General features: G+C 72.0%; 19 protein-coding genes. 9 read left to right on the top strand and 10 right to left on the bottom strand.

The genetic code is table 11. The features are described from left to right. Positions 1 to 145: 145 nt before the first annotated feature. Positions 146 to 2575 (top strand): right-handed parallel beta-helix repeat-containing protein, encoded by a 2430-nt coding sequence (locus ACH4S8_RS09095; protein WP_398392051.1) that lies wholly within the window; start codon positions 146 to 148, stop codon positions 2573 to 2575. Here ACH4S8_RS09095 and ACH4S8_RS09100 read toward each other — a convergent pair. Continuing rightward, positions 2545 to 4944, bottom strand: a complete 2400-nt coding sequence (locus ACH4S8_RS09100; RefSeq protein WP_398392052.1) for a hypothetical protein — start codon at positions 4942 to 4944, stop codon at positions 2545 to 2547. The genes ACH4S8_RS09095 and ACH4S8_RS09100 overlap by 31 nt on opposite strands. A 281-nt stretch (positions 4945 to 5225) precedes the next feature. Here ACH4S8_RS09100 and ACH4S8_RS09105 point away from each other — a divergent pair, with 281 nt between their 5' ends. Together ACH4S8_RS09105 and ACH4S8_RS09110 are read left to right on the top strand one after the other, a co-directional pair. Next, positions 5226 to 6056: a DeoR/GlpR family DNA-binding transcription regulator gene (locus ACH4S8_RS09105; RefSeq protein WP_398392053.1), complete on the top strand. Its 831-nt coding sequence runs from the start codon at positions 5226 to 5228 to the stop codon at positions 6054 to 6056. A gap of 133 nt (positions 6057 to 6189) precedes the next feature. Then, on the top strand, positions 6190 to 6669 hold the full coding sequence (locus ACH4S8_RS09110) for an SRPBCC family protein (RefSeq protein WP_398392054.1): 480 nt from the start codon (positions 6190 to 6192) through the stop codon (positions 6667 to 6669). A 228-nt stretch (positions 6670 to 6897) separates the two neighbouring features. Here ACH4S8_RS09110 and ACH4S8_RS09115 read toward each other — a convergent pair whose 3' ends face one another. Further along, positions 6898 to 8022, bottom strand: a complete 1125-nt coding sequence (locus ACH4S8_RS09115) for a PLP-dependent cysteine synthase family protein (protein ID WP_398392055.1) — start codon at positions 8020 to 8022, stop codon at positions 6898 to 6900. A gap of 339 nt (positions 8023 to 8361) precedes the next feature. Between ACH4S8_RS09115 and ACH4S8_RS09120 the strand changes: the two genes are divergently transcribed. Continuing rightward, positions 8362 to 8685, top strand: a complete 324-nt coding sequence (locus tag ACH4S8_RS09120) for a hypothetical protein (protein ID WP_339127799.1) — start codon at positions 8362 to 8364, stop codon at positions 8683 to 8685. 213 nt (positions 8686 to 8898) lie between these two features. Continuing rightward, positions 8899 to 9414 carry an ATP-binding protein gene (locus ACH4S8_RS09125; protein WP_398392056.1) on the top strand — a complete coding sequence of 172 codons (516 nt, stop codon included), beginning with the start codon at positions 8899 to 8901 and terminating at the stop codon, positions 9412 to 9414. A 480-nt stretch (positions 9415 to 9894) separates the two neighbouring features. Here the strand turns inward: ACH4S8_RS09125 and ACH4S8_RS09130 are convergent, their stop codons facing one another. Continuing rightward, positions 9895 to 10200: an SHOCT domain-containing protein gene (locus tag ACH4S8_RS09130; RefSeq protein ID WP_355987779.1), complete on the bottom strand. Its 306-nt coding sequence runs from the start codon at positions 10198 to 10200 to the stop codon at positions 9895 to 9897. Positions 10201 to 10429: 229 nt separating this feature from the next. Here ACH4S8_RS09130 and ACH4S8_RS09135 point away from each other — a divergent pair, with 229 nt between their 5' ends. Next, a complete protein-coding gene (locus ACH4S8_RS09135; RefSeq protein WP_398392057.1) occupies positions 10430 to 11026 on the top strand; it encodes a TetR/AcrR family transcriptional regulator in 597 nt (198 codons plus the stop codon). A gap of 8 nt (positions 11027 to 11034) precedes the next feature. Continuing rightward, the gene (locus ACH4S8_RS09140) at positions 11035 to 11946 is read left to right on the top strand and encodes a phosphotriesterase (RefSeq protein WP_398392359.1); all 912 of its coding nucleotides are present in this window, start codon (positions 11035 to 11037) and stop codon (positions 11944 to 11946) included. A 106-nt stretch (positions 11947 to 12052) separates the two neighbouring features. Here the strand turns inward: ACH4S8_RS09140 and ACH4S8_RS09145 are convergent, their stop codons facing one another. Both ACH4S8_RS09145 and ACH4S8_RS09150 read right to left on the bottom strand, forming a co-directional pair. Further along, positions 12053 to 13291, bottom strand: a complete 1239-nt coding sequence (locus ACH4S8_RS09145; RefSeq protein ID WP_398392058.1) for an ROK family protein — start codon at positions 13289 to 13291, stop codon at positions 12053 to 12055. A 99-nt stretch (positions 13292 to 13390) separates the two neighbouring features. Further along, a complete protein-coding gene (locus tag ACH4S8_RS09150; RefSeq protein WP_398392360.1) occupies positions 13391 to 14074 on the bottom strand; it encodes an alpha-ketoglutarate-dependent dioxygenase AlkB family protein in 684 nt (227 codons plus the stop codon). A gap of 58 nt (positions 14075 to 14132) precedes the next feature. On the opposite strand from ACH4S8_RS09150, the gene ACH4S8_RS09155 reads away from it, so the two are divergent. Both ACH4S8_RS09155 and ACH4S8_RS09160 read left to right on the top strand, forming a co-directional pair. Next, positions 14133 to 15287 carry a methyltransferase gene (locus ACH4S8_RS09155; protein WP_398392059.1) on the top strand — a complete coding sequence of 385 codons (1155 nt, stop codon included), beginning with the start codon at positions 14133 to 14135 and terminating at the stop codon, positions 15285 to 15287. 164 nt (positions 15288 to 15451) lie between these two features. Further along, complete coding sequence (locus ACH4S8_RS09160) at positions 15452 to 16849, top strand: FAD-dependent oxidoreductase (protein ID WP_398392060.1); 1398 nt, start codon at positions 15452 to 15454, stop codon at positions 16847 to 16849. A gap of 126 nt (positions 16850 to 16975) precedes the next feature. On the opposite strand, the gene ACH4S8_RS09165 is transcribed toward ACH4S8_RS09160, so the two are convergent. The 5 genes from ACH4S8_RS09165 to ACH4S8_RS09185 all read right to left on the bottom strand — a co-directional run bounded on the left by ACH4S8_RS09165 (position 16976) and on the right by ACH4S8_RS09185 (position 23143). After that, positions 16976 to 18208, bottom strand: a complete 1233-nt coding sequence (locus ACH4S8_RS09165; protein WP_398392061.1) for an MAB_1171c family putative transporter — start codon at positions 18206 to 18208, stop codon at positions 16976 to 16978. A 564-nt stretch (positions 18209 to 18772) separates the two neighbouring features. After that, on the bottom strand, positions 18773 to 19435 hold the full coding sequence (locus ACH4S8_RS09170; protein WP_398392361.1) for a fasciclin domain-containing protein: 663 nt from the start codon (positions 19433 to 19435) through the stop codon (positions 18773 to 18775). A gap of 117 nt (positions 19436 to 19552) precedes the next feature. Next, complete coding sequence (locus tag ACH4S8_RS09175; protein ID WP_398392062.1) at positions 19553 to 21184, bottom strand: molybdopterin-dependent oxidoreductase; 1632 nt, start codon at positions 21182 to 21184, stop codon at positions 19553 to 19555. 135 nt (positions 21185 to 21319) lie between these two features. Beyond that, on the bottom strand, positions 21320 to 22201 hold the full coding sequence (locus ACH4S8_RS09180; protein WP_398392063.1) for a ketose-bisphosphate aldolase: 882 nt from the start codon (positions 22199 to 22201) through the stop codon (positions 21320 to 21322). Between the two features lie 60 nt (positions 22202 to 22261). Continuing rightward, complete coding sequence (locus tag ACH4S8_RS09185) at positions 22262 to 23143, bottom strand: SIS domain-containing protein (protein ID WP_398392064.1); 882 nt, start codon at positions 23141 to 23143, stop codon at positions 22262 to 22264. Positions 23144 to 23331 lie beyond the last annotated feature (188 nt).

Consider the following 23331-nt stretch of genomic DNA (forward strand, 5'->3'; position numbering starts at 1 on the left):
CCCCGCGCACGCTACGGTGGACCGGCCGAACCGTTCGGCACCGTCGTGAGAGGCTGTCCGGCAGGGACCGGGCACCCGCGACCGACGGGGCATCAGCACGACCTCGCAGGACCCGCGTACGACGAGGTGGGGGCACAACAGCGCCATGGCACAGGGCACGGTCCAGGTGACGCACACCGGAACCTCGCGGTGGCGGCGCCGCACAGGTGAGTACGCATCGCTGGCCGCCGCCCTGGAGGCCGCGGCCGAGGGTGACGTGCTGACCGTCGCCCCCGGCACCTACCGGGAGAACCTGGTGGTGGAGCGCGCGGTGACGCTGCGCGGCCCCGAGGGTTCCCCCGGCTCCGTCCGCATCGCGCCGGTCGACGGCGTGGCGTTGACCGTACGGGCCTCGGCCGTCGTGCAGGACCTGCATGTGGAGGGCCAGGACTCGGCCTCGCCCGCACTGCTCGTCGAAGAGGGCACACCGGAGCTGCTCAACGTGCGGATCGTCACGCGCTCCGCGGCCGGGATCGAGGTCCGCGGGGGCGCCCGCCCGACCGTGCGCCGTTGCACCGTCGACAACCCCGCGGGCGTCGGCATCGCCGTACTGGACGGCGGCGGCGGGGTGTTCGAGGAGTGCGAGGTCGTGGCGGCCGGTCAGTCGGGGGTCGTGGTCCGCGGGGGCGCGCGTCCGCGCCTCGAGCGCTGCCGGGTGCACCACACTTCCGGTCCGGGGCTGTCGGTGACCGGCGAGAACTCCTCGCTGGAGGCGATCGGTTGCGAGGTGTACGAGGTCAAGGGCTCCGGGGTGCAGATCACCGCCCGGGCCACGGCCCACCTCACCGACTGCGATGTGCACCGCACGACCGCGGACGGCGTCACCCTCGACACGGACGCCGTGCTCACGCTCGCCGACTGCCGCATCCACGACATCCCGGAGAACGCCGTGGACCTGCGTTCCCGCTCGGTGCTCACCCTGACCCGTACGACCGTGCGGCAGTTCGGGCGCAACGGCCTGTCGGTCTGGGACCCGGGCACCCGGGTGGATGCCAACCAGTGCGAGATCTTCGACAGCACGGGCGACTATCCCGCGGTGTGGGTGAGCGACGGCGCGACCGCCGTCCTGGACTCGTGCCGGGTGCACGACGTGCCGGACGCGCTGTTCGTCCTCGACCGGGGCTCACGCGCGGACGTCGTCGACTGCGACCTCTCCCAGGTGCGCAACACCGCGGTGTCGGTGAGCGACGGCGCGACCGCCCAGCTCGACGACTGCCGCATCCGGGACGCAGCCACGGGGGCCTGGTTCCGCGACCACGGCAGCGGCGGCACTCTGTCGGGCTGCATCATCGGCGGCACGCAGACCGGCGTGATCGTCACCAAGGGCGCCGATCCGACCTTCGAGCGCTGCACGGTCTCCTCGCCCGCCGAGGCGGGCTTCTACGTGTCGGCAGACGGCCGGGGCAGCTTCCTGAACTGCCGTGTGGCGGACAGCGGAGGCTACGGCTTCCATGTCATAGACGGCTGCCGGGCGACCCTGCGCAAGTGCCGTACGGAGCGATGCGCGCGCGGGGGCTACGAGTTCGCCGACAGCGGCTCAGCCCCGGGCTCGGGCCCCGTCGTCGAGGACTGCGCGAGCGACGAGAGCGGCTCACTGCGCACCCCCGTCCACGCGACGGCGGTCGAGACCTCGGCTTCGTCCGCCAGTCTGCTGGGGACGATCCCCGGCCAGCGCAGCACCGAGCGGGAACCCGTCGTCACCGGCGCCGAGCCCGCGCCGCCGACCCGCGGATCGCGGATCGTCCTCGGTGAACTCGACACACTGGTGGGCCTGGACAACGTCAAACGCGAGGTGCGCGCCCTCACCGACATGATCGAGGTGGGCCGCCGCCGCCAGCAGGCGGGCCTCAAGGCGGCGTCCGCACGGCGCCATCTCGTCTTCACCGGCTCCCCCGGCACCGGCAAGACGACCGTCGCCCGGCTGTACGGCGAGATCCTGGCCTCGCTGGGAGTGCTGGAGAAGGGGCATCTCGTCGAGGTCTCCCGGGTGGACCTGGTCGGCGAGCACATCGGGTCGACCGCGATCCGCACCCAGGAGGCGTTCGACCGGGCACGCGGCGGCGTGCTGTTCATCGACGAGGCGTACGCGCTGTCGCCGGAGGACTCGGGCCGCGACTTCGGGCGCGAGGCCATCGACACGCTGGTGAAGCTGATGGAGGACCACCGGGAGGCGGTGGTCGTGATCGTCGCGGGGTACACCGCCGAGATGGAGCGGTTCCTGTCGGTCAACCCCGGAGTGGCGTCCCGCTTCTCACGGACCATCACCTTCAACGACTACCTCCCCACCGAGCTGCTGCGGATCGTGGAGCAGCAGGCCGAGGAGCACGAGTACCGGCTGGGTCCGGGCGCGCCCGAGGCGGTCCTGAAGTACTTCACCTCCATCCCGAGAGGGCCTGCCTTCGGCAACGGCCGCACGGCGCGGCAGACGTTCGAGGCGATGGTGGAGCGGCACGCGGGCCGGGTCGCCAAGCTGGACGAGCCGACCACGGACGACCTGACCCTGCTCTACTCGCAGGACCTGCCGGAACTGCCCTGAGCGTCCTCGCGGGGACGCTGGCCCGGCACGTCGGGCAGCAGCCGCTGCAGCAGGAGTTCACGCTCGTCGGCGAAGACCGGGTCCGCCTGGTAGTCGGAGTGGCCGAGAACCGGCGCGGGCAGCGGCTGCCGCTCGGTGCGTCCGTAGGCGAGCGGGTCCTTCAGCGGCTCGTGGTCGACCTCGGGACCGCAGTCCCCGGGCAGCATGACGGGTCCGCCGATCGGGTCGGTGCGCCGGTACAGGTTGCGCCAGCAGGCCACGTCGCGGTGCAGCGAGGCCAGCGCGGCAGGGCCGAAGTGGGCCGGGAACCAGCGTCCGTACAGGCGCTCCAGCGGTGAGCCGTAGGTGAGCAGCGCGACCCTCCCGCGTACCGAGGGGTCGAGCTGCCAGGCCGCGGCGGCCGCCAGCACACTGCCCTGGGAGTGTCCGGAGAGCACGAGCCGTCCGCCGGTCGCCCGGGTCCAGGTGGCCATGCGCCAGGTCAGGTCCGGCACGGCGCGCTCGGCGTAGCAGGGCGGCGCGAAGGGGTGGGCGGCGCGCGGCCAGAAGGTGCCGACGTCCCAGAGGATGCCGATGGTGCGGCGGGCGGCCGGGTCCTTGTAGGCGCGCCGGCCCCAGGTGACGAACAGGATGAAGCCGAGGCCGATCAGCCAGGAGCCCAGTGCCTGCGCGGTCTCGGCCGCCCCGTGGACGAAGCCGTTCGTCCCGCGGGCCGCCTCGCTCGGGGCGTCGCCGGTGGCGAGGGCCCCGGCCAGGGCGCAGGCCCCGAGGAGGAGGGTCGCGGACGCCAGGACGCCGACCATGAGGGGCGCCCGGTCGGTGAGAGCGGCCATGGCGCGGGTGCTCGCGATGCGGCGGGTGCGGGCGCGGTCCCTGGTCTCGCCCGGGTAGTCGCGTCCGACGGCGCCCATCTCGTGGCGGCGCAGCCGCCAGGTGCGGCGGGCGAGCCAGCCGGTGAGGGCGAGCAGGACGACCAGCAGCGGCGGGATCACGGAGGCCTGCCAGGTCAGCAGGACGGGCGGGCCGGGGATCGAGTGGCGGGTGCCGTCGAGCCAGTCGGCCACCCGCTGGGACACTCCCCCGGACATCACACCGCCGAGCGCGCAGGCGAGCATGGCGACGGCGGGCCCCGCGAAGCCGCGCATCGCGGTCCGCGAGGAAAGGGTGCCGTCCGCTGTCCGGGGCGCGTCCACGGCCCGGGGCGCCGTACGGTACAGGGCGCGGGCGACCACGCACAGGGCGATCACGAGCAGGCCCTGTACGAGGGTGATACCGCCGAACGTGGCATCGCCCGGCAGACGCCCCGCCGAGTGCCAGCGGGGCCGCGACCAGCCGGCGTACACCAGGCTGAGGGCGAGCAGGACGAGCGAGCCGAGAGGCAGCCGGCGCACGAGCGTCCGGTCGCGTCCGTGGTCGATCCTGTTCTCGCTGCGGCCGCGACGGCAGACCACCCACAGCACAACGGCCGCGCCCGCCACGAGCGTTGCGTTCAGCAGGCCGCCCAGGGTTTCCAGTACGGCGGGTGCGCTCGGGGCGCGGTCGTGGTGGGCGGCCGGGGAACCCACGGCCGCGGCGACGGTCAGGAATCCCGCGGCCGTGTGCGCGGCACGCAGCCGGGCCACCAGACGGCGTCCGTACCAGAAGCCGGGGCGGCCGAGTCCGGTGCCCTCGGTCTCCTCGTCGTGCCCGGCGGCGCGGGCCATCGGCTGCTGCGACTCGTACGCGCTCCAGGTGCGGTGCGAGAGGTACCACAGGAGTGTGGTGAGCGCCGCGGGCACGAGGGCGGCCAGGGCGAGCCGGCGGCCCGGCTGGCTCCACCAGCCGGCGTCGGGCCGGTCCGGGGAGAGGAATCCGAGCCAGGAATGGTTGCGCACGCACAGGCGGGTGCCCGCGCACTGCCAGGCGGCCAGGTCGAGGGCGACCTCGCAGGCGGCGGCGACCAGCAGCACCGTGAGGGTGAGTCCGGCGAGGCGGACCAGCAGCCCGTACAGGCGCACCGTCCGTCCGTGACCGTGCGAGGCGGGGCGCATCCAGTGCGCGAGGTTGACGACCATGAACGGCAGCAGGAGGAGCCACAGGGCGCGGGCGCCGTTGCCGGAGGTGAGGTTGCACCACACGTACGCCTCGCGCACCGGTACGCCGCGGTGGTCCCCGAGGCGCTCCTCGGCGTCGGTGTCGTCGGCGCGCCGGAAGACGGCCGCCGTCGCGTCGCCGGTGATCCGGACCGTCCGCGGATCGTCGAGCATCTCCTCCGGCGTGGTGCCGCCGACCCCGTGGACCAGGAGTTCCAGGGCGCTGCCCGCCATTTCGTGCCGTCGTACGGGGCTTCCGGGCTCCCCGTCGACGGCCTGTTCCCGTGCACGTTCCACTGTTCCGCACTTCCCCGTGCCACGCGTGTCTCAGGTGTCATGTGCAGGCACAAGGCTCTCGCGCTCCGGTCCTCGTGCACACCCGAAGGCACCAAATCTCCCCGATACGTGTGAACACTGCGGCACAGGAGGGGCACAGCGGGTGCCCAGGCAGTGGCGCGACCGAAGGTGTCCCGTGCGAGGATGGGTCGTCCTCCAGACCTCGGGCAAGGAGAATGTCCACGTGGGAGTGGGTTCGGACGGAGTGTCGGGCAGGCAGCGACGAAAGGACCGGAGCGGTCGTGAGTGAGAATCAGAACCTCCTCGCGGAGCAGCGGCGCGCTCTGATCCTCGACGAGGTGCGCCGCCGCGGTGGTGTCCGCGTGAACGAGCTGACGCGAAGGCTCGGCGTCTCCGACATGACGGTCCGCCGTGACCTCGACGCGCTGGCCCGTCAGGGTGTCGTCGAGAAGGTCCACGGCGGCGCGGTGCCGGTGGCCGAGGCGAGCACGCACGAACCGGGTTTCGAGGCCAAGTCGGGCCTGGAGCTGACCGCCAAGGAGGACATCGCGCGGACCGCGGCGGAGTTGGTCGCGCCGGGTTCGGCGATCGCCCTCTCCGGTGGTACGACGACGTACGCGCTGGCCCATCACCTGGTGGACGTCCCCGACCTGACCGTGGTCACCAACTCGGTGCGGGTGGCCGATGTGTTCCACTCGGCGCAGCGCACCTCCGGCCAGCGTCAGGGCGCGGCAACCGTGGTCCTCACCGGCGGGGTGCGCACACCGTCCGACTCGCTCGTCGGGCCGGTGGCCGATCAGGCCATCGCGGCCCTGCACTTCGACGTCCTCTTCCTCGGCGTCCACGGCATATCGGCCGAGGCGGGGCTGTCGACGCCGAACCTCGCGGAGGCGGAGACCAACCGGCGGCTCGTGCAGTCCGCGCGACGGGTCATCGTGGTCGCGGACCACACCAAGTGGGGCACGGTGGGCCTCAGTTCGTTCGCCGCGCTGGACCAGGTCGACACGCTGGTGACCGACGGCGGGATGCCCGCCGAAGCCCGCGCGGAGATCTCGGAGCATCTGCGGCGGCTGGTGGTGGCCGGTGAACCCGAGGACGATACAGACATTTGACGGTTCGTCAGCTAGGGTGACGCCGCCCGTGCCGAGGTGACGCTTCCCGCGCCGCCGGTCACGCCGTCGGCGTCGTCCATGGCGCGGGCGCGTCCGGCCGCCGCTCGCGGCCGATCGCGAGGGGGGTTCACGCATGGCACGTCGACTGCGTCCGGTGGGGCCCGACTTCGTCGGGACCGCTCCGCTGCGTCTGGTGTTCGCGCGGGAGGTGGCCGCGCCTCCCGGGGCCGTCTTCTCCGCGCTCGCCGAGGACGTGTCCGGCTGGAGCGAGTGGTTCTCGGCGGTGACCCTCGCGAGGCCCACCGCCGACGGCGGCGGGCGCGAGGTGCGGCTCCGCGGCGGAACACGTTTCGAGGAGACCGTCCTGGTCAGCAAGGCTCCCGAGGTGTACGCCTACCGCGCGGACGCCACGAACGCGCCGGGGCTCCGTGCCCTGGTCGAGGAGTGGCGGCTGACGCCCGCGGACGGGGGGACGCGTGTGCGGTGGACCTTCGCCGCCGACGGAACCGTCGTGTTCCGGACGGCACTCACCCTGGGGCGGAGCGGCCTGGGCCGCGCCTTCCGGGACGCGGTGACGGCACTGGACCGACGCCTGGCGTCGGCGTCCGCCTGAGCGATCAACCGGACTTTCACGTGCGGAGGTTGAAGGACCGGCCCCGTACCGCCGTACGCCCGGAACGGCCCACCCTGCAGCATCGTGCACCCGAAACAACCCGCCCCGTACCGTCGTGCGCCCGGAACGACCGGCCCCGTACCGTCGCGCACCCGAAGCGGCACGCCCTCGCACTGCCGTACGCCCGAAGCGACGCGCCCCCTCGCGCCGCCGTGCGCCCGACCCGGGTCAGGCCGGCCAGACGCCGGTCTCCAGCACGGAGTTGATGGCCGTCGTGTACGGCGCGATGTCCAGGCCCTGTTCGGCCAGCCACGCGTCCGAGTAGTACTTGTCGAGATAACGGTCCCCGGGGTCGCACAGCAGCGTCACCACGCTTCCCCTGCGCCCCTCGGCCACCATCTCGGCGACGATCTTCAGGGCGCTCCACAGGCCGGTGCCGGTCGAGCCGCCCGCCTTGCGGCCGATGGCCGCCTCCAGGGCTCGTACGGCGGCGACGCTCGCCGCGTCCGGCACCTTCATCATGCGGTCGATGGCCCCGGGCACGAAGCTCGGTTCGACGCGCGGTCTGCCGATGCCCTCGATGCGTGAGCCGCGGTCGCAGGTGACGTCCGCGTCCCCGGTGATCCAGCCCTCGAAGAAACAGGAGTTGTCCGGGTCGGCGACACAGATACGGGTGTCCGCCTGCATGTAGTGGACATAGCGGGCGAGAGTCGCCGAGGTGCCGCCCGTACCGGCCGTGGCGACGATCCACGCGGGTTCCGGGAATCGTTCCAGGGCCAGTTGGCGGAAAATGGATTCGGCGATGTTGTTGTTGCCACGCCAGTCCGTGGCCCTTTCCGCATAGGTGAATTGATCCATGTAGTGGCCGCCGGTCTCGGCCGCGAGGGCGACGGACTCCTCGTAGATCTTGCGCGAGTCGTCCACGAAGTGGCATTGCCCGCCGTGGAATTCGATCAGCCGGCATTTCTCGGCACTCGTGGTGCGGGGCATGACCGCGATGAAGGGCACACCGACGAGCCCCGCGAAATAGGCCTCGGAGACGGCCGTCGAGCCGCTGGACGCCTCGATCACCGGACGGCCGGGCCGGATCCAGCCGTTGCACAGGCCGTAGAGGAAGAGCGAGCGGGCCAGGCGGTGCTTGAGGCTGCCCGTGGGGTGGGTCGACTCGTCCTTCAGGTACAGGTCGACTCCCCACTCCTCGGGGAGCGGGAAGCGGAGCAGGTGGGTGTCGGCCGAGCGGTTGGCGTCGGCCTGGACCTTGCGGACGGCGTCTTTGAGCCAGCTCCGGTACCGCGCGTCGCTGCGGTCGACATCGAGGGTCTCACCGGTCCGGATCGGCTGGACAGTGCTCACGGGATGGCTCCTAACGCGGGGCGCCGACGCCGCTTCAGCTGGTCGGACGCTTCGATCATATGCACCTTCCGCAGGCTTCTCACCTGCATAAACACAGCTTTGGGCACCTCAAAGGCACCCCTGGGGGGAGGCCGGGAATCCGAATCCGCGGATCGGCGGACCCGCTTCCAGGGGGGCGCATCCGGCCTTTGCTTCCGTCACCGCCACCACCTCGTCATACGCACTGGTGCTCGGCGCGACCTGCGGGCAGACTGCACCGCGCGGGGCGGTCGCCCCCGACACGGATGCACACTGGGTCACGACAGCGCACAGCCGGAGCCCACGAGGGGGCGGAACATCATGGCGGAGCCGGAGTTCACGGCCACGGGCGTGCGGATCGGGAAGAGGCTGCGTTCGCTCACCCGGGCCGGACAGGTCCGGATCAGCGACGGCAGGCTGGAACTGCTCACCAGCTACGGCAGCGAGATCGACAGCGCGCCGGTGCAGGCGGTGCGCGCCTCGAAACCCTGGTTCGCGCACGAGGACCGGGCGTTGGCGGACGTCAACGGCACGCGGTACTCGCTCACGCTCGGCGAGCACGATCCGGCGCCCGGCCGGCCGGGCCCCCCGTCGGCGCGCCGCTTCATCGAGGCGGTCCGCAAGGCGGCGGGCCGCAACGGCTGATGTGCTCCGGCCGCACCCGTCCCGCATCCTGACGCACCGCGAGTTGCGGGACCGTGCACCCTGGGTCACTCTGATGTCACATCACTCTGGGTTTACCGGCGATAACGCTGCGAACCAGCCCGCCGGTCACGACAGCAGGCGGCCGTTTCACTGAGCCACTCTGCTGGTTCCGATCTCGTCTTCTTCCGGACCTCAATTCGGGGAGTCGCAGCCGTGATCAGCCAGCCAAGCAGGCATTGCACGGTGGAGCTCCAAGCCCTGCCGTCGCGGATCGGCCAGGTCCGCAGAATCGTCTCTGCGCAGTTGCGCTACTGGCATCTGGACCCCTTGATAGACCGGGCCGCGCTCGGGGTGACCGAGCTGCTGTCCAACGTCCACCGGCACGCCCAGCCGGACAAGGTCTGCACCGTCGAGATCGAGCTGCTGCTCGACCGGCTCACGGTCTCGGTGCACGACCACGACCCCCGGCTTCCCGTGGTACGCGAGGCCGACCCCGGTTCCACCTGCGGACGCGGCCTCGCCATGGTCGCGGCGGTGAGCGAGAGCTGGGGCGTGCGGCCCGACGGCGAGTCGGGCAAGGCCGTGTGGTTCACGCTCCCGGCGTCCGTCCCCGTGGTGACGGCTTCGCTGCGTCCGCCGTACGAGACCGCGCACGAGGTGCCGCTCCGGCAGACCGTCGACGTCCTCAGGCCGGAACACGCTCCCGCCCGGTCGGCCGTTGCCGGCTGACCGGGCGGTGACCCCCCTCCCGTACGCCGCTCGCGCACGGGCGTCGTACGGCCCCGGCCGGCTCACTTTGCGGCGATGGCCCGCAGCACGTCGGGGCGTGCCGGACGCCGTGCCGGACGCAGTCCCCCGAGGGTTCCGGCAGCGAGACCCACCAGCGCCACCACCGCGAGACACGCCGTTCCCGAAAGAGACGGCGACGAGCGTGTCGGTGTCCTGAAGTGCGGCGCGGGGCCGGGCGGCACGGCTGATGACGCAGTCGCCCGCGGGCTCCGAACGGCCGTGGACGGCAGGGACGGTGACGTTTCACGCGCTGCCCGTCGGGGAGCGCGAGGCGGGCCGTGCCGCCCGTCCTCGGATGCCGTCGCACTGCCTCCTCGCGGGTGATCGCGATGCCGTCGGTGGCGAGGACCGCCGAGCGAGCCCCGCACGTGGCCGAGGCCGAAGACCTCGGCGCCGCGTCCGGCCGGACGGTCGCGTCCGTCAGGCCGCACCACCCTTGCCCGTGCGTCCGAACTGCTCGTCGAGGACGGACAGGCGGCGCCAGTACTCGTCCTCGTCGATCTCTCCGGAGGCGAAACGGCGGCCGAGCACGGCGATCGGCGAGTCACCGGCCGGCAGGGAACCGCCGGGGCCGAAGCCGCCCGTCGCCCGCCAGGGGCCACGACGTCCCCGCCAGGCGGTGCGCCGCAGGACGGTCACGACGCCGATCACGACGGCCGCCCAGATCAGCGGGAAGAACAGGATCCACGGGCCGGGGCCGCCGTCCCAGTTCGCCAGGGTCTGCATCTCGGGTCATCTCCTCGGTGGAACCGCGCCTCGGCGCGGGATCTCGGTGGTGCTTCGAGCCTCGCCCCCGAGGGGTGTCCGAGTCGTCGTACGGCCAGCGGCCGTACGCCTACCTCCCGGGGAGTACGCGGGCACCCTCGGCTGCTTCGCCCGGCGGCTCCCTCGACCGCTTCCCCCCAGCGGCTCCCCCGGGCGATCGTCGCGAGTCCCCCTCTCTGTACCTACTGGTATGTACAGTGGGTTCATGAGCACCCCGGAGCGGTTGATCGAAGCCACGCGCGCGCTGTTGTGGGAGCGCGGATACGTGGGCACCAGCCCGAAGGCGATCCTGGAACACGCGGGCGCCGGGCAGGGCAGCATGTACCACCACTTCCGCGGCAAGCCCGACCTGGCACTCGCCGCGATCCGTCGTACCGCCGAGGAGATGCGGGCCACCGCCGAAGGCGTCCTCGGCCCGCCCGGATCGCCGTACGAGCGCATCGAGGCCTATCTGTGCCGCGAGCGCGACGTCCTGCGCGGCTGCCCGGTCGGGCGGCTCACCATGGACCCGGACGTGATCGCCGACGACGAACTGCGCGCACCGGTCGACGAGTTCCTGACGTGGCTGCGCGAGCGTCTGGCCGCCGTCGTCGAGGAGGGCAGGGAACAGGGGCAGTTCGCGCCCACGCTCGACAGCGGGGAGATCGCCTCGGCGATCCTCGCGACCGTCCAGGGCGGTTACGTCCTCGCGCGCGCCTCCGGTTCACCGGCCGCCTTCGACACGGCGGTCCGGGGGCTGCTCGCCCTGCTGGCGCCGGGCGACCAGTCGGCCGGGGGCAGGCCGTGACGAGTCCGGTGGCCCTGGTCCGTACCGTCCTCGGCGATGTGCGCCCCGAAGACCTCGGCGTGTGCGACGCGCACGATCATCTCTTCTTCGCCAGTCCGCAACTCCCGGGCCAGGAGCTGTGCGACGCGTCCGCCGCGCGGGCCGAACTGGCCGCGTTCCGCGCTCAGGGCGGGAACTGCGTGGTCCAGTGGACCCCCTACGGTCTCGGCAGGCGGGCCGCGGACCTGCCGCAGATCTCCCGCGACACCGGGGTGCACGTCGTCGCGGCGACCGGACTGCACCAAGCGGCGCACTACGCACCGCGGTTGCCGGGCGAACTGCGCGGAAGGCTCGCGGAGGTCTTCGTCGCCGAGCTCACGACGGGCATCGGGACGACCGGGGTCCGGGCCGGACTGATCAAGGTCGCGGGCGGCTTCCACGCCCTGGACGCGCACGCCCGCCGGACGATGGCCGCCGCGGCCGAGGCCCACCACGCCACCGGAGCGCCGATCGCGGTGCACCTGGAGCTGGGCACCGGCGCGCTCGACGTACTCGACCTGCTGTGCGGCGAGTCGGGCGTGCCGCCGCACCGGGTGGTCCTCGGGCACCTCAACCGTTCCCCGGACCTCGTGGTGCAGCGCGAGGCCGCCGGATCCGGTGCCTATCTCGCCTTCGACGGCCCCTCGCGCGCTCACCACGGCACCGACTGGCGCACGCCCGACGCCCTGCGCGCCCTCGCCGACGCCGGTTTCGGCGACCGGCTGCTGCTCGGCGGTGACACGACGACGGCGGCGGCCCGCTCGGTCGACGGCGGGCCGGGGATGCCGTACCTGCTGCGCCGCGTCCGGCCGAGGCTCGAACTCGCCCTGGGAAAGGAGCTGGTGGACCGGATCCTCATCGAGAACGCCGGCCGGGCCTTCGCCGTCGCCTGGCGCTCGTGAAGGTCACGTACCCCGGCGCCGCGCAGGTGTCACGCCCTGCCCCGCCTCGCCGCCATGGCGTCCTTCCCCGTCTCGCCGCCACGGCGTCCCCCGGCGCTCGTGGGCGTCAGGCGGACAGTGCCCTCAGCGGGTCGTCCAGCACCGGCTGCCAGGCCAACTCGGCCGCTCCGACGAGGCTGTTGTGGTCCAGGGTGCAGGCGAGGATCGGTACCCCGCCGCTGCGTCCCCACAGGCTGCGGTCGGCGACGACGGCGCGCAGCCGGTCCGGGTCGGCGTCCAGCAGGGCGCGGTGCAGTCCGCCGAGGATGATGCGGTCCGGGTTGAGGATGTTGACGAGGCCGGCGAGGCCGAGGCCCAGGCGGTCGATCAGTGCCTCGATGGCCGTGCGCACGGACGGATCGGCGCTCTCGTCGCGGATCAGCTCGTTGGACTGCTGCAGCAGCGACACCTCGGGTCCCGGGGTCCGGCCGGCCGCGGTGAGGAAGGCCAGCGGGTCGGCCTCGACGTCGAGGCAACCGCGGCTTCCGCAGTGACACGGGCGGCCCTCGGGATTGACCGTGAGGTGGCCGACCTCGAGGGCGAGTCCCGAACTGCCGGTGTGCAGGCGCCCGTCGAGCACGAGGGCGCCGCCGACACCACGGTGTCCGGTGGCCACGCACAGCAGGTCCCGGGCGCCCCGGCCCGCTCCGTGCCGGTGCTCGGCGAGGGCCGCGAGGTTGACGTCGTTGGCGGCGAACGCGGGCCCGTCGATCCCGGCCGCGCGCACCCGCTCGGCGAAGATCTCCCGGACGGGGGCGCCGGCGGGCCAGTCCAGGTGCAGTGGATTGAGCGCGAGCCCCTCGGGTTCGGCGACGGCCGACGGTACGGCGAGCCCGGCGCCCACACAGCGGCGTCCGGTCGCACGGAGCAGTGCGGCGCCGGCGTCGACGACCGAGCCGAGCACCTTCGCCGGATCGGCGTCGACGGTCTCGCAGCCGGGCGCGGTCGCGACGATCCGGCCGCCGAGCCCGACCAGCGCGGCGCGGAACCCGTCGGCGTGCACCTGCGCGGCCAGCGCGACGGGCCCGTCGTCGGCGACCTCCAGCCGGTGCGAGGGCCTCCCCTGCGAACCGGCGGCGGCACCGGGCCGCGCGTCGACCCGGATCAGCCCCAGCGCCTCCAGCTCGGCGGCCACCGCGCCCGCGGTCGCCCGGGTGACTCCCAGCTCGGCGGTCAGCACGGCACGCGTCGGCGCACGCCCGGTGTGCACCAGTTCCAGCGCCGGTCCGAGCGCTCCGCGCCCCCGGTCGAGCCGTGTCCGCGTACTGCCATCCCCCGCCGTCCGGGGGCCCGCCTTGCCGTTCATGAGGGCGAGTCTCCCATGATCCGCTCACGCGGGGCCCGCCCGGTCGCGGCCGCTCCGCCCGGCCGCGGTCGCTCCGCCCGGCCATGACGGCCGCCGCGGCTACCGCGCGGGCTCCGGCCGGAAGCCGCCGGCCCGGAGGGTGAGGTTCAGCCGCCCGGTCAGTCCCAGCCCGGGAGGCGCCGTGCCCGCGTACACCTTCGGTACCCCGTGGTACGCGAGCCGAGACGGGCCGCCGAACACGAAGAGGTCGCCACTGCGCAGCTCGACGTCGGTGTACGGCCGGGTACGGGACTCCGTGTTGCCGAACCGGAAGACACAGGTGTCGCCCAGGCTCAGCGACACGACCGGGGCGTCGCACGCCTCGTCGCTGTCGCGGTGCATGCCCATGCGGGCCTCGGCGCCGTAGAAGTTGATCAGCGCGATGTCGTACGCGAACGCGGCGGACGGGCCCGCGGCGAGCGCCTCGGCGCCGAGGGCGTCCGTGACCGCCTCACGGGCCAGTCGGCCGAGCAGTCCGGGGAAGGGTTTCACCGGCGAACCGTCGCCGTCGACCACCGTCCGCGCGTAGCCGTACGGGTACCAGTGCCAGCCCAGACAGACCTGCCGCGCGGTCATCGTTCCGCCGCCTGGGGTGCGGACGGTGCGCAGGCCCGCGGGCGGGCGGGCCCAGCCGCGGCAGGCCTCCAGGAGCTGCCGCTGACGTGCCGCGTCCAGCCAGTCCGGAAGGTGCACTGCACCGGGCGCGATCACCGTCCTGCCGCGCGGGAACAGCTCCGCGTCCATCGACATGCCCTCATCCTCGCGCATCCCGGGCGGCCCGGTCGCTTAGCCTTGACCCACGATGAACGACCGTATGACGACACCCTGGGGCGAGTACGAGCTCGCCCGCTTTCCCGAGGACCCGCGCGACCGACTGCGTGCCTGGGACGCCGCCGACACGTATCTGCTGCGGCACCTCGCGGAGAGCGACACCCCGCTGACGGGTTCGGTCGTGATCCTCGGCGACCGGTGGGGCGCGCTCACCACGGCCTTGTCCGCGCGGCGGCCGACGCAGATCACCGACTCCCACCTGGCGCGGGAGGCGACCCGCTCCAATCTGGCGCGGGCCGGTGCCGACGAGTCCGGGGTACGGCTCCTGACGACCCAGGACCCGCCTCCCGAGCGGATCGACGTACTGCTCGTGCGGGTGCCGAAGAGCCTCGCCCTGCTGGAGGACCAGCTGTACCGGCTGGCGCCCGGCGTGCACGAGGGGACGGTCGTCGTCGGCACCGGGATGGTCAAGGAGATCCACACCTCGACGCTGCACCTCTTCGAGCGGATCCTCGGTCCGACCCGCACGTCGCTGGCCGACAAGAAGGCCCGGCTGATCTTCTGCACGCCGCTCCGGGGGATCGCCCGGAAGGCCAACCCCTGGCCGTACAGCTATCAGCTGCCCGACGACGTCGGCCCGGTCTCCGGCCGCACGGTCGTCAACCACGCGGGCGTCTTCTGCGCCGACCGCCTCGACATCGGCACCCGCTTCTTCCTGGCGCATCTGCCGCGCAGCCGGGGTGCCGAGCGGGTCGTGGACCTGGGCTGCGGCAACGGCGTGCTCGGTACCGCCGTGGCGCTGGCCAATCCCGAGGCCGAGGTGCTCTTCGCCGACGAGTCCTACCAGGCGGTGGCCTCGGCGGAGGCGACCTACCGGGCGAACGCCGGCGGAAGGGCCGAGTTCCGGGTCGCCGACGGGCTGGAGGGAGTCCCTTCCGGCAGCGTCGACCTCGTCCTGAACAATCCCCCGTTCCACTCCCACCAGGTGACGACGGACACGACCGCCTGGCGGATGTTCTCGGACGCGCGGCGTGCGCTGCGGCCGGGCGGCGAGCTGTGGGTGATCGGCAATCGCCACCTGGGCTACCACCTGAAGCTGCGCCGGCTCTTCGGCAACAGTGAACTGGTCGCCGGCGACGCCAAGTTCGTGGTCCTCCGAGCCGTGAAGAAGGACGCGGACCGCTAGCCGACCGGCCGGGACGGCTCGCCGGGGGGATGGGCGCACTCCTCGTCGAGGGGTGCGCACACTCCTCACCGAAGACAGAATCCCCTCACTTTTTGATCACCCCTGGACACCTGCGCGTACGACCGTAGAGTGATGCCGATCACCAATGACATCTGGGGGGAATCATGTCGCGCCGCGCTGTCGTCATCGGCGGGAGCGTGGCCGGCATGCTCGCCGCCGCGGCCCTGTTCCGTTCCATGGACGAGGTGATCGTCCTGGAGCGCGACGAACTGCCCGACAGACCCGTCCCGCGCAAGCGGATCCCGCAGGCACGGCACGCCCACATCCTGCTGCCCAGCGGACGCGACGCCATCCGGGAACTGCTTCCGGTGGCGGACGTGCACGGGCGGCTGCTCGCCGCGGGAGCGCACGAACAGTCCCTGACCAGCATGCTGGGTTTCGGCCCGCAGGGCTGGTACCGGCGCTGGCCGACCGTGACCGACGACCTGCTGCTCACCTGTTGCAGCCGCGACCTGCTCGACTGGACGCTGCGTGACGCGGTCCTGGGCAGCACTCCCGTCGTCGTCCACCGGGCCGAGGCACTGTCCCTGCTGGGAAGCGCCCAGCGCGTCACCGGTGTCCGCGTCCTCACCGAAGGAATCGAGGAGGACCTGCGCGCCGATCTCGTCGTCGACGCGAGCGGACGCGGATCACGTGTCGAGCACTGGCTCGAAGGTCTCGGAGTGACGGACATACCCACCGACGAGGTCGACTCGGGTCTCGTCTACGCGAGCCGGCTGTTCCGCGTCCCGCGGGGCGCGGAGGGTTTCCCGTTGACGCAGGTCGAGGCGGAACCGACCGCTTCCCGGCCGGGGCGTTCCGGAAATCTGGTGCCGATCGAGGACGGACGCTGGCTGGTCAGCCTCGCGGGTACCCGCGGCGGAGAACCCGGCGCCGACCCCGAGGCGTTCACCCGCTTCGCCCTCGGCCTGCGCCACCCGCTCATCGGGCAGCTCATCTCCGCCGCCGAGCCGCTCAGCGAGGTGTTCCTCAGCCGCAGCACCCGCAACAGGCGCCGGGAGTTCGACAAGGCGGCCATGCCCGAGGGGCTGGTCGTGCTCGGTGATGCCGTCGCCACCTACAACCCCGTCTACGGCCAGGGCATGTCCGTCGCGGCCCTGGGTGCCCAGGCGCTGAGCCGGCAGCTGCGGCAGACCGATGTCACCGCTCCGGGCTTCGCCCGCGACGTCCAGCGGGCGGCCGCCAAGTCCGTCACGGCTGCCTACACGATGAGCACCTCCCAGGACCAGTGGTTCCCGGAGGTCGTCGGCCGGGCTCCGACGCTCGTGGACCGGATGCTCAGCGGCTACATGGGCCGGATGGCGCGCGTGGCGACCACCTCGTACGAGGTGTCCGCGGCCATGTGCAAGGTCATCACGCTCCAGGAAGACGCGAGCCGTCTCGTCCGCCCCGAGCTGCTTCTGGCCACGCTGAAGGGACCCGTCATGGAACCCCTGACCGGGCCGCCGCTGACCCCCGAGGAGAGCGCCTTCGTGGACTCCGTGGGCCCGCTCGCCGTGTGACGGCGGGCGCGGGTCCGACGGTTCGCGCTCCGGGCCTCCGCCCGATCGGTGTACGAGCGTCCGGGCAACCACCCGGCGTACGAGCATCCGGGGCGGCCGACGCACGAGCCGCCGTATCGGGCGCGGTCAGGACAGCTGTCGTACCGCGGTCGTCCGCGACTGGACCACGGCGTCGACGATCGGCGTGCGCACCGCCTTGGACAGGCTCAGCAAGGACGGCTGACCCGTGTCCAAGGACCGCGAAACGGCGGCCGGCCGTCGCACACGCGCGCTGACCGTGACCATCACATCGACGTCACCGACCGAGATGTCGATGGTGCCGGTATCCGGCACGGAAGTCGGAGTCTCGGCGAGAGCGGCCACGGCGACCATCGCCGCCGTCCCGATCACCTCGGCCTCGGCCGCGGAGGAGCCCGCGGCCATTGCGTCCCGGCAGGCAGTTTGCCGAACCTGGTCATCGAGCTGTCCGGCGAGCCGCTTGAGGCCGTCACGGATGGCGGTCTCCCGTGTGGTGAGGCGCAGTTCGACGTCGCCGAGCGTCCGCCACGACAGTTCCGTGACGCAGCGCCGGCCGCCGGTCGACCCCGCCAGCAGACGGAACAGCGGACGCAGACGCACGAGTGTGACGGCCGAGTCGATGCGCGGACCGACGAGAGGAAGGATGTAGCCGGCCGAGGCCAGACAGGAACCGACCGCCACCAGCGGCGCGACGCTCGTGCTGAGCCCGTCCCAGTGGTGTCCGAGCCAATGAGCGGTCAGCGCAACGGACTTGACGACGCTGTAGGCACTGGTGAAGAGCCAGCCGAGCACGAGCAGAGCCAACGAGCCCCGGGTCCAGCGCTTCACCTTCCCTATCCAGCTCCAGCACAACAGGGTTGTCGTCACCGCGGCCACCATGTGCGCCATCAGATAAAGCACGATCATCTCCCGGATGAACGGCGTCGAGGCGTAGTAGGTGTCGAAGTCGGCACGACGCTCGACCGGAGCGTCGCCCAGCGAGAACAGGACGCCCTCGGCAACGATCACTCCGAGGTAGCTGAACAGCCAGGCCCGGGACGTACGTCGCACCTGGACGGGGTCGCTGCCGCGCCAGTGCACGATGAGGATGAGGGAGGCCGCACCGAAGGCGGTCACCGCGCCGTAGGTCAACGGCGCCGCCATGTTCGGTATGCCCGTAAGGCTGTTGACGAGGGCGACGGTAGGCGGCGCACCGAGCACGAAGCAGAGGCCCGACAGCAGGATGACGGCACAGAACGACCGCTTGAGCGGGTCTCTGCGATGCCGACGCAGGTCGGGCAGTTGAGCGGCGAACCCCATCCAGAGGACGGCTGCGGCCAGGTAGTAGATCAGTCCGTTCACAGCGGCCCCAGAGGTGTGCGGGGGCCGGGTCCCCGGTGCGCGCCGGTGCGTGGGAAGGTTCCGGCCGTCGCCCTGTTCGCCGGGGCGTACTCGCCGTCGTCGCGCGCCGACATACGGATATCAGCCAGAAGTTGACCGCTCAAGGCCTTCTCCATCCTGCGACCGGTCCAGCGCCGCCCCCGCCCCGAAAACACCGCGAACCCCTGCTCCCCGCGTTCATGGGGCACAGGGACTCGTGCCCGAGTGGTCTCCGGGGCGAAGGTTCACCCGCGAGCGTGCCGTGCCCTTTCGGCCTCCTCATAGGTGTTCACCCTAGCCACCTCGGCGCCCGCTCGAACTGTCGTCGGTGCAAAAGCACACGTGTGGAAAGTGACTTCCGACCGCGCCCGGCTCCTGCCGAGTGGTCACTTCAGGGTGTATGTCCGGCTGTAGCGGCATCTGGACGGCGGTGTGTCCGCGGCCAAGAGGTCGAGCGGCCGGCGGATGCGGCGGCACGAGGGCCTTCCCCGCCCGGTCCCGTCTTGACGGGACCGGGCGGGGAAGGCGTCCTAGGCCGCACAAGTGTCAGCTCTTGGGCATGAGAACGGTGTCGACGATGTACACGTTGGCGTTGGCGGTCTTCACGTTGCCGCACACGACCTTGGCGGTGTCGTTGACGGTGTAGGACTCGCCCGAACCGGAGGTCATCAGCTTCGACTTCTCCAGGGTGGTGAAGGAGCCGTTCTCCAGGTCCTTCGGCGTCAGCTTCTGGCCCACGACATGGTAGGTGAGGATCTTCGTCAGCTGGGCCTTGTCGTTGAGGACCTTGTCCAGGGTCGCCTTCGGGATCTTGGCGAAGGCGTCGTTGGTCGGCGCGAACACGGTGATGTTCTGGGCGTTGTTGAGGGTGTCGACCAGACCGGCCTTCTTCACCGCCGTCACGAGGGTGGAGAGCGCCGGGTTATTGGAGGCGGCGGTGGCGACCGGGTCCTGGGCCATACCGTCGAAGGAGCCGGCGCCGTTCTTCGGCACCGCGGAACAGGCCGGGCCGAACGGCTGGTCCACGCTGCTCGCACTGCTGCCGGAGCCGCTCATGTCGTCGCCGGCCTTGGTGACCGGGGCCGACGCCTTGTCGGAGGAGTCGGACTTGCCCGAGTCACCGCTGCTGCCCGAGCAGGCGGTCAGGGCCAGGGGCAGAACGGCGGCAGCGGCGAGCAGGCCGGTGGTACGGCGGATACGGGTGTTCATCATTTCTCCTGTTGGAATGCGCAGCGGCATGCGGCTGCGTTCGGGGGTGTCACGGAAAAGCGGTTCGGAAAGGCGGTACGGAAGAGCGCAGGACGCCCGTGGTGAAGGGAGGGGTGGTCACTCGACGGTCACGACGACGGAATGCCGTCCGCTCGCGCCGTCGGGAATCGTGCGGGTGCGCCTGTCGGTCTGCACGGTGCCAGTGCGGTCGGTGGCCCGTACGGTGAGGGTGTGGCTGCCCCGGGTGGCCCGCCAGGGCAGGGACCACTGCCGCCAGGTGTCCCGGGTGTCCTCGGCGGCCAGGTGGGCTTCCTGCCAGGGTCCGTCGTCGATACGGACCTCGACCTTGTCGATGCCCCGGTGCTGAGCCCAGGCGACCCCGGCGACCATCACCGTGCCGGCGCCGGGCCGGGCGAAGGGCTTGGGGGTGTCGATGCGCGACTCGGTCTTGACCGGGGCCCTGCGCGCCCAGCCGCGTTTGACCCAGTAGGGGTCGTAGGCATCGAAGGTGGTGAGCTCGATGTCCTCGATCCACTTGCAGGCCGAGACGAAACCGTAGAGGCCCGGGACCACCATCCGCACCGGGAAACCATGTTCGAAGGGCAGCGGCTCGCCGTTCATGCCGAGGGCGAGCAGCGCGTCGCGGCCGTCCATGATGTCCTCGACCGGGCTGCCGATCGTCATGCCGTCCACCGAACGCGCCACCAGCTGATCCGCCGGGCCTCCCCGGGACGGAGGCCGCACACCGCACTCGGCCAGCAGACCGGCCAACCGCACGCCGATCCAACGGGCGTTGCCCACGTACGGGCCACCGACCTCGTTGGAGACACAGGTCAAGGTGATGTCCCGCTCGATCAGTTCCCTGCGCAGCAGGTCGCCGAAGGAGTAGGTGGCCGGACGGCGTACACCCTTGCCGTGGATACGCAGCCGCCAGGTGGTGGCATCCACCTTGGGCACCACCAGCGCGGTGTCCACCCGGTAGAAACTGTTGTTCGAGGTGACGAAGGGGCTGATCCCGGGGACGCGCAGCGCGGCCCTCCTGGACACCGGCTGCGCCGGTGACTCCGGTGGCGGCAGCACAAGGTCGTCACGTGAGGCAACCGCGTCCCGACCGCGCGAGGCGTTCAGCGACCGGCCGACCGCGCCCACTGCGACGGAGGCCGCGGCGGCGGACGCGGCCACCAGGACGAACCCCCGCCGGTCCCATCCCTCACACGCAGCCGGATCCGCTCCCGCACCCTCGGGCACCACCTCGTGCGAGGACGCCGGCGACCGCCCGGCCGCGGTCAGACGGCCTGCCAGAACGTACAGAAGCAGAGCCCCGGCAAAGGCTCCCGCGATAGAGGGCAGGGTGTCGGTGAGACCGGTGGAGTCGGGTCGGCCGGTGGCGGCTGCCGCCCCGACGGCCCCGAAGAGAAGGACCCCGGCGGCTCCGACTTGCCGGAACCGCACCGCCAGCGCACCCAGCACCAGAGCCAGCACGGCCAGCACGGCCAGAATGCCGAGCTGCAGTACGAGCTTGTCGTCGGTGCCGAAGTGACGGATCGCCCAGTCCTTGACCGGAGCGGGCGTTGCGTCGATGGATGCGCCGCCCACCGCGATGACCGGACTGGACTGCGGACGCACTCCCGCCGCGACCAGTTCGGCCACCGCCAGCGCGGTGAAGCCGGCCAGCGCCCCGCTCAGCGCACCCAGCGCCAGACGCGGCCGGCCCGGCCGTACTCGCCGGTCCTTCTCTTCGTCCCTCACGCTGGGAATCCGGTTCTGCGTGCCGGGCGGATTGGTCCCTCACCTGATCAGGTGAAAAGAGTTCCTGGACCAATCCGCCCTGCGTTCCGCAACGGATCTACCGCTTGCCCGCCGACGGACATCGCCGTCGACCGATCACCGTCCAGCACCGGGATCCGGACGGCGTTCCCCCCGCAGCACACCGATGAGCGCCGCCACCGTCCGTGCCATCGCCTCCCGTCCGACTGCCAGGTACTTCCGCGAGTCCACGGCATCGGGGCTGGCGGTGAGGAACTCCCGGATGGCGCCCGTCATCGCGATGTTCAGCGCCGTGCCGATGTTGACCTTGGCGATACCTCCTTCGACGGCCGCCCGGAGCTCCGTATCGGGCACGCCGGAGGAACCGTGCAGGACGAGGGGGACGCCGAGCGAGGCGGCCAGGCGCTCGAGCAGGTCGTGGTCGAGGGCCGCGGTCCGGGTGGTCATCGCGTGCGAGCTGCCGATCGCCACGGCCAGGGCGTCCACACCGGAGTCGGTCACGAAGGCGCGGGCCTCCATCGGGTCGGTACGGGCTCCGGGCGCGTGCGCGTCCCGCGGCGGCTCTCCGTTCTTGCCGCCGATCTCACCCAACTCGGCCTCGATCCAGAGCCCCTGGGCGTGCGCCCAGTCGGCGGCGGCCCGGGTCGCGGCGAGATTCTCCTCGTACGGCAGGCGCGACGCGTCGTACATGACGGAGCTGAACCCGGCACTGGGTGCCTGGCGCAGCAGTTCGTCGCTCTGTACGTGGTCGAGGTGCAACGCGACGGGCACGGAGGCCCGTTCGGCGGCGGCTGTCGCGGCGCGGGCCAGCGGGAGCAGCCGTCCGTGGCGGAACTTCACCGCGTTCTCGCTGACTTGGAGCACGACGGGCGCACCGGCCGATTCCGCACCCGCTATGACGGCCTCGACGTGTTCCAGGGTGATGACGTTGAACGCGGCGACGGCGGTCCGGGCCCCGGCGGTCCGGGCGACCAGTTCACCGGTTGCTGCGAGAGGCACAACTCCTCCTGCTCCATGGGGGATCGAGACAGCTCGGCGGCTTCGGCCGCATGAGCGGCTTCAGTGACCGAGAATCACCGAGCGGGTGAGGTGGCGGGGCCGGTCGGGATCGAGGCCGCGCGCCGCGGCGACGGCGACGGCGAGGCGCTGGACGCGGACGAGTTCGGCGAGCGGGTCGAGGCCGCCGTCCACCCACAGCCCGCCGGTCCCCCGGACCTGTTCGGCCAGCCCCTCGGGTGCCTCGCCGAGCATCCAGGTGGCGGTGCCCCGGGTCGTGATGCTGATGGGGCCGTGCCGGTACTCCATCGCCGGGTAGGCCTCGGTCCAGGCGAGGGACGCCTCCCGCATCTTGAGCCCGGCCTCGTTGGCGAGCCCGACGGTCCAGCCGCGCCCGAGGAAGGTGAACTGCGAGCAGCCGACGAGTTCTTCGGGCAGCGGGGTGCCGAGCGCGGCGCGCGCCTCCGCGACGACGGCGTCGCCGTGCAGGCCGAGATGGGCGCGGAGCAGGGTGAGTGCGGTGGTCGCGAAGCGGGTCTGCACGACGGACCGTTCGTCGGCGAAGCCGAGCACGACGACGTCGTCCGCGGACTTCATCACGGGTGTGTCCGGATCGGCGGTGACCGCGGTCGTACGTGTGTGTCCGCGCAGCCGTCCGAGCAGTTCGAGCACCTCGGTGGTCGTCCCGGAGCGCGTCAGGGCGACCACGCGGTCGTACGAGCGGCCCGCGGGGAACTCCGAGGCCGCGAAGGCGTCCGTCTCCCCCTGCCCTGACTGTTCGCGCAGTACGGCCGCGGCCTGCGCCATGAAGAACGACGTGCCGCACCCCACGATCGCGACGCGTTCCCCCGCCGCCGGCAGCGCGGCTTCGTGCACGGCCGCCTCGTCGGCGGCACGTGTCCAGCACTCGGGCTGGCTGCTCAGCTCGTCCTCGACATGCGTCATGCCGTACCCCTCCCACCGGTGCTTGTTTCTGCAAGATATAGCGAGCTTTTGAGCACAATCAAGCATCTTGATGGAAGTGGGGTTGGCAACTGTTGCCTGTTGACTGTGCGTAAGTGCGTTCTGGCGTGCGTGAGTGAGTGTTGACGGTTTCCGCTCGTACGAGGTCTGGGAGGGAACGGGGGTTCCTG

The organism is Streptomyces sp. NPDC021080, assembly GCF_044333225.1.
Lineage (GTDB): Bacteria > Actinomycetota > Actinomycetes > Streptomycetales > Streptomycetaceae > Streptomyces.

Bases quoted from the DNA above. Each gene is read 5' to 3' on its own strand.
- ACH4S8_RS09185 (WP_398392064.1), bottom strand. From the start codon at position 23,143: ATGACGCATGTCGAGGACGAGCTGAGCAGCCAGCCCGAGTGCTGGACA.
- ACH4S8_RS09095 (WP_398392051.1), top strand. From the start codon at position 146: ATGGCACAGGGCACGGTCCAGGTGACGCACACCGGAACCTCGCGGTGG.
- ACH4S8_RS09150 (WP_398392360.1), bottom strand. From the start codon at position 14,074: ATGGACGCGGAGCTGTTCCCGCGCGGCAGGACGGTGATCGCGCCCGGT.
- ACH4S8_RS09160 (WP_398392060.1), top strand. From the start codon at position 15,452: ATGTCGCGCCGCGCTGTCGTCATCGGCGGGAGCGTGGCCGGCATGCTC.
- ACH4S8_RS09145 (WP_398392058.1), bottom strand. From the start codon at position 13,291: ATGAACGGCAAGGCGGGCCCCCGGACGGCGGGGGATGGCAGTACGCGG.
- ACH4S8_RS09135 (WP_398392057.1), top strand. From the start codon at position 10,430: ATGTACAGTGGGTTCATGAGCACCCCGGAGCGGTTGATCGAAGCCACG.
- ACH4S8_RS09110 (WP_398392054.1), top strand. From the start codon at position 6,190: ATGGCACGTCGACTGCGTCCGGTGGGGCCCGACTTCGTCGGGACCGCT.
- ACH4S8_RS09130 (WP_355987779.1), bottom strand. From the start codon at position 10,200: ATGCAGACCCTGGCGAACTGGGACGGCGGCCCCGGCCCGTGGATCCTG.
- ACH4S8_RS09155 (WP_398392059.1), top strand. From the start codon at position 14,133: ATGAACGACCGTATGACGACACCCTGGGGCGAGTACGAGCTCGCCCGC.
- ACH4S8_RS09170 (WP_398392361.1), bottom strand. From the start codon at position 19,435: ATGAACACCCGTATCCGCCGTACCACCGGCCTGCTCGCCGCTGCCGCC.
- ACH4S8_RS09120 (WP_339127799.1), top strand. From the start codon at position 8,362: ATGGCGGAGCCGGAGTTCACGGCCACGGGCGTGCGGATCGGGAAGAGG.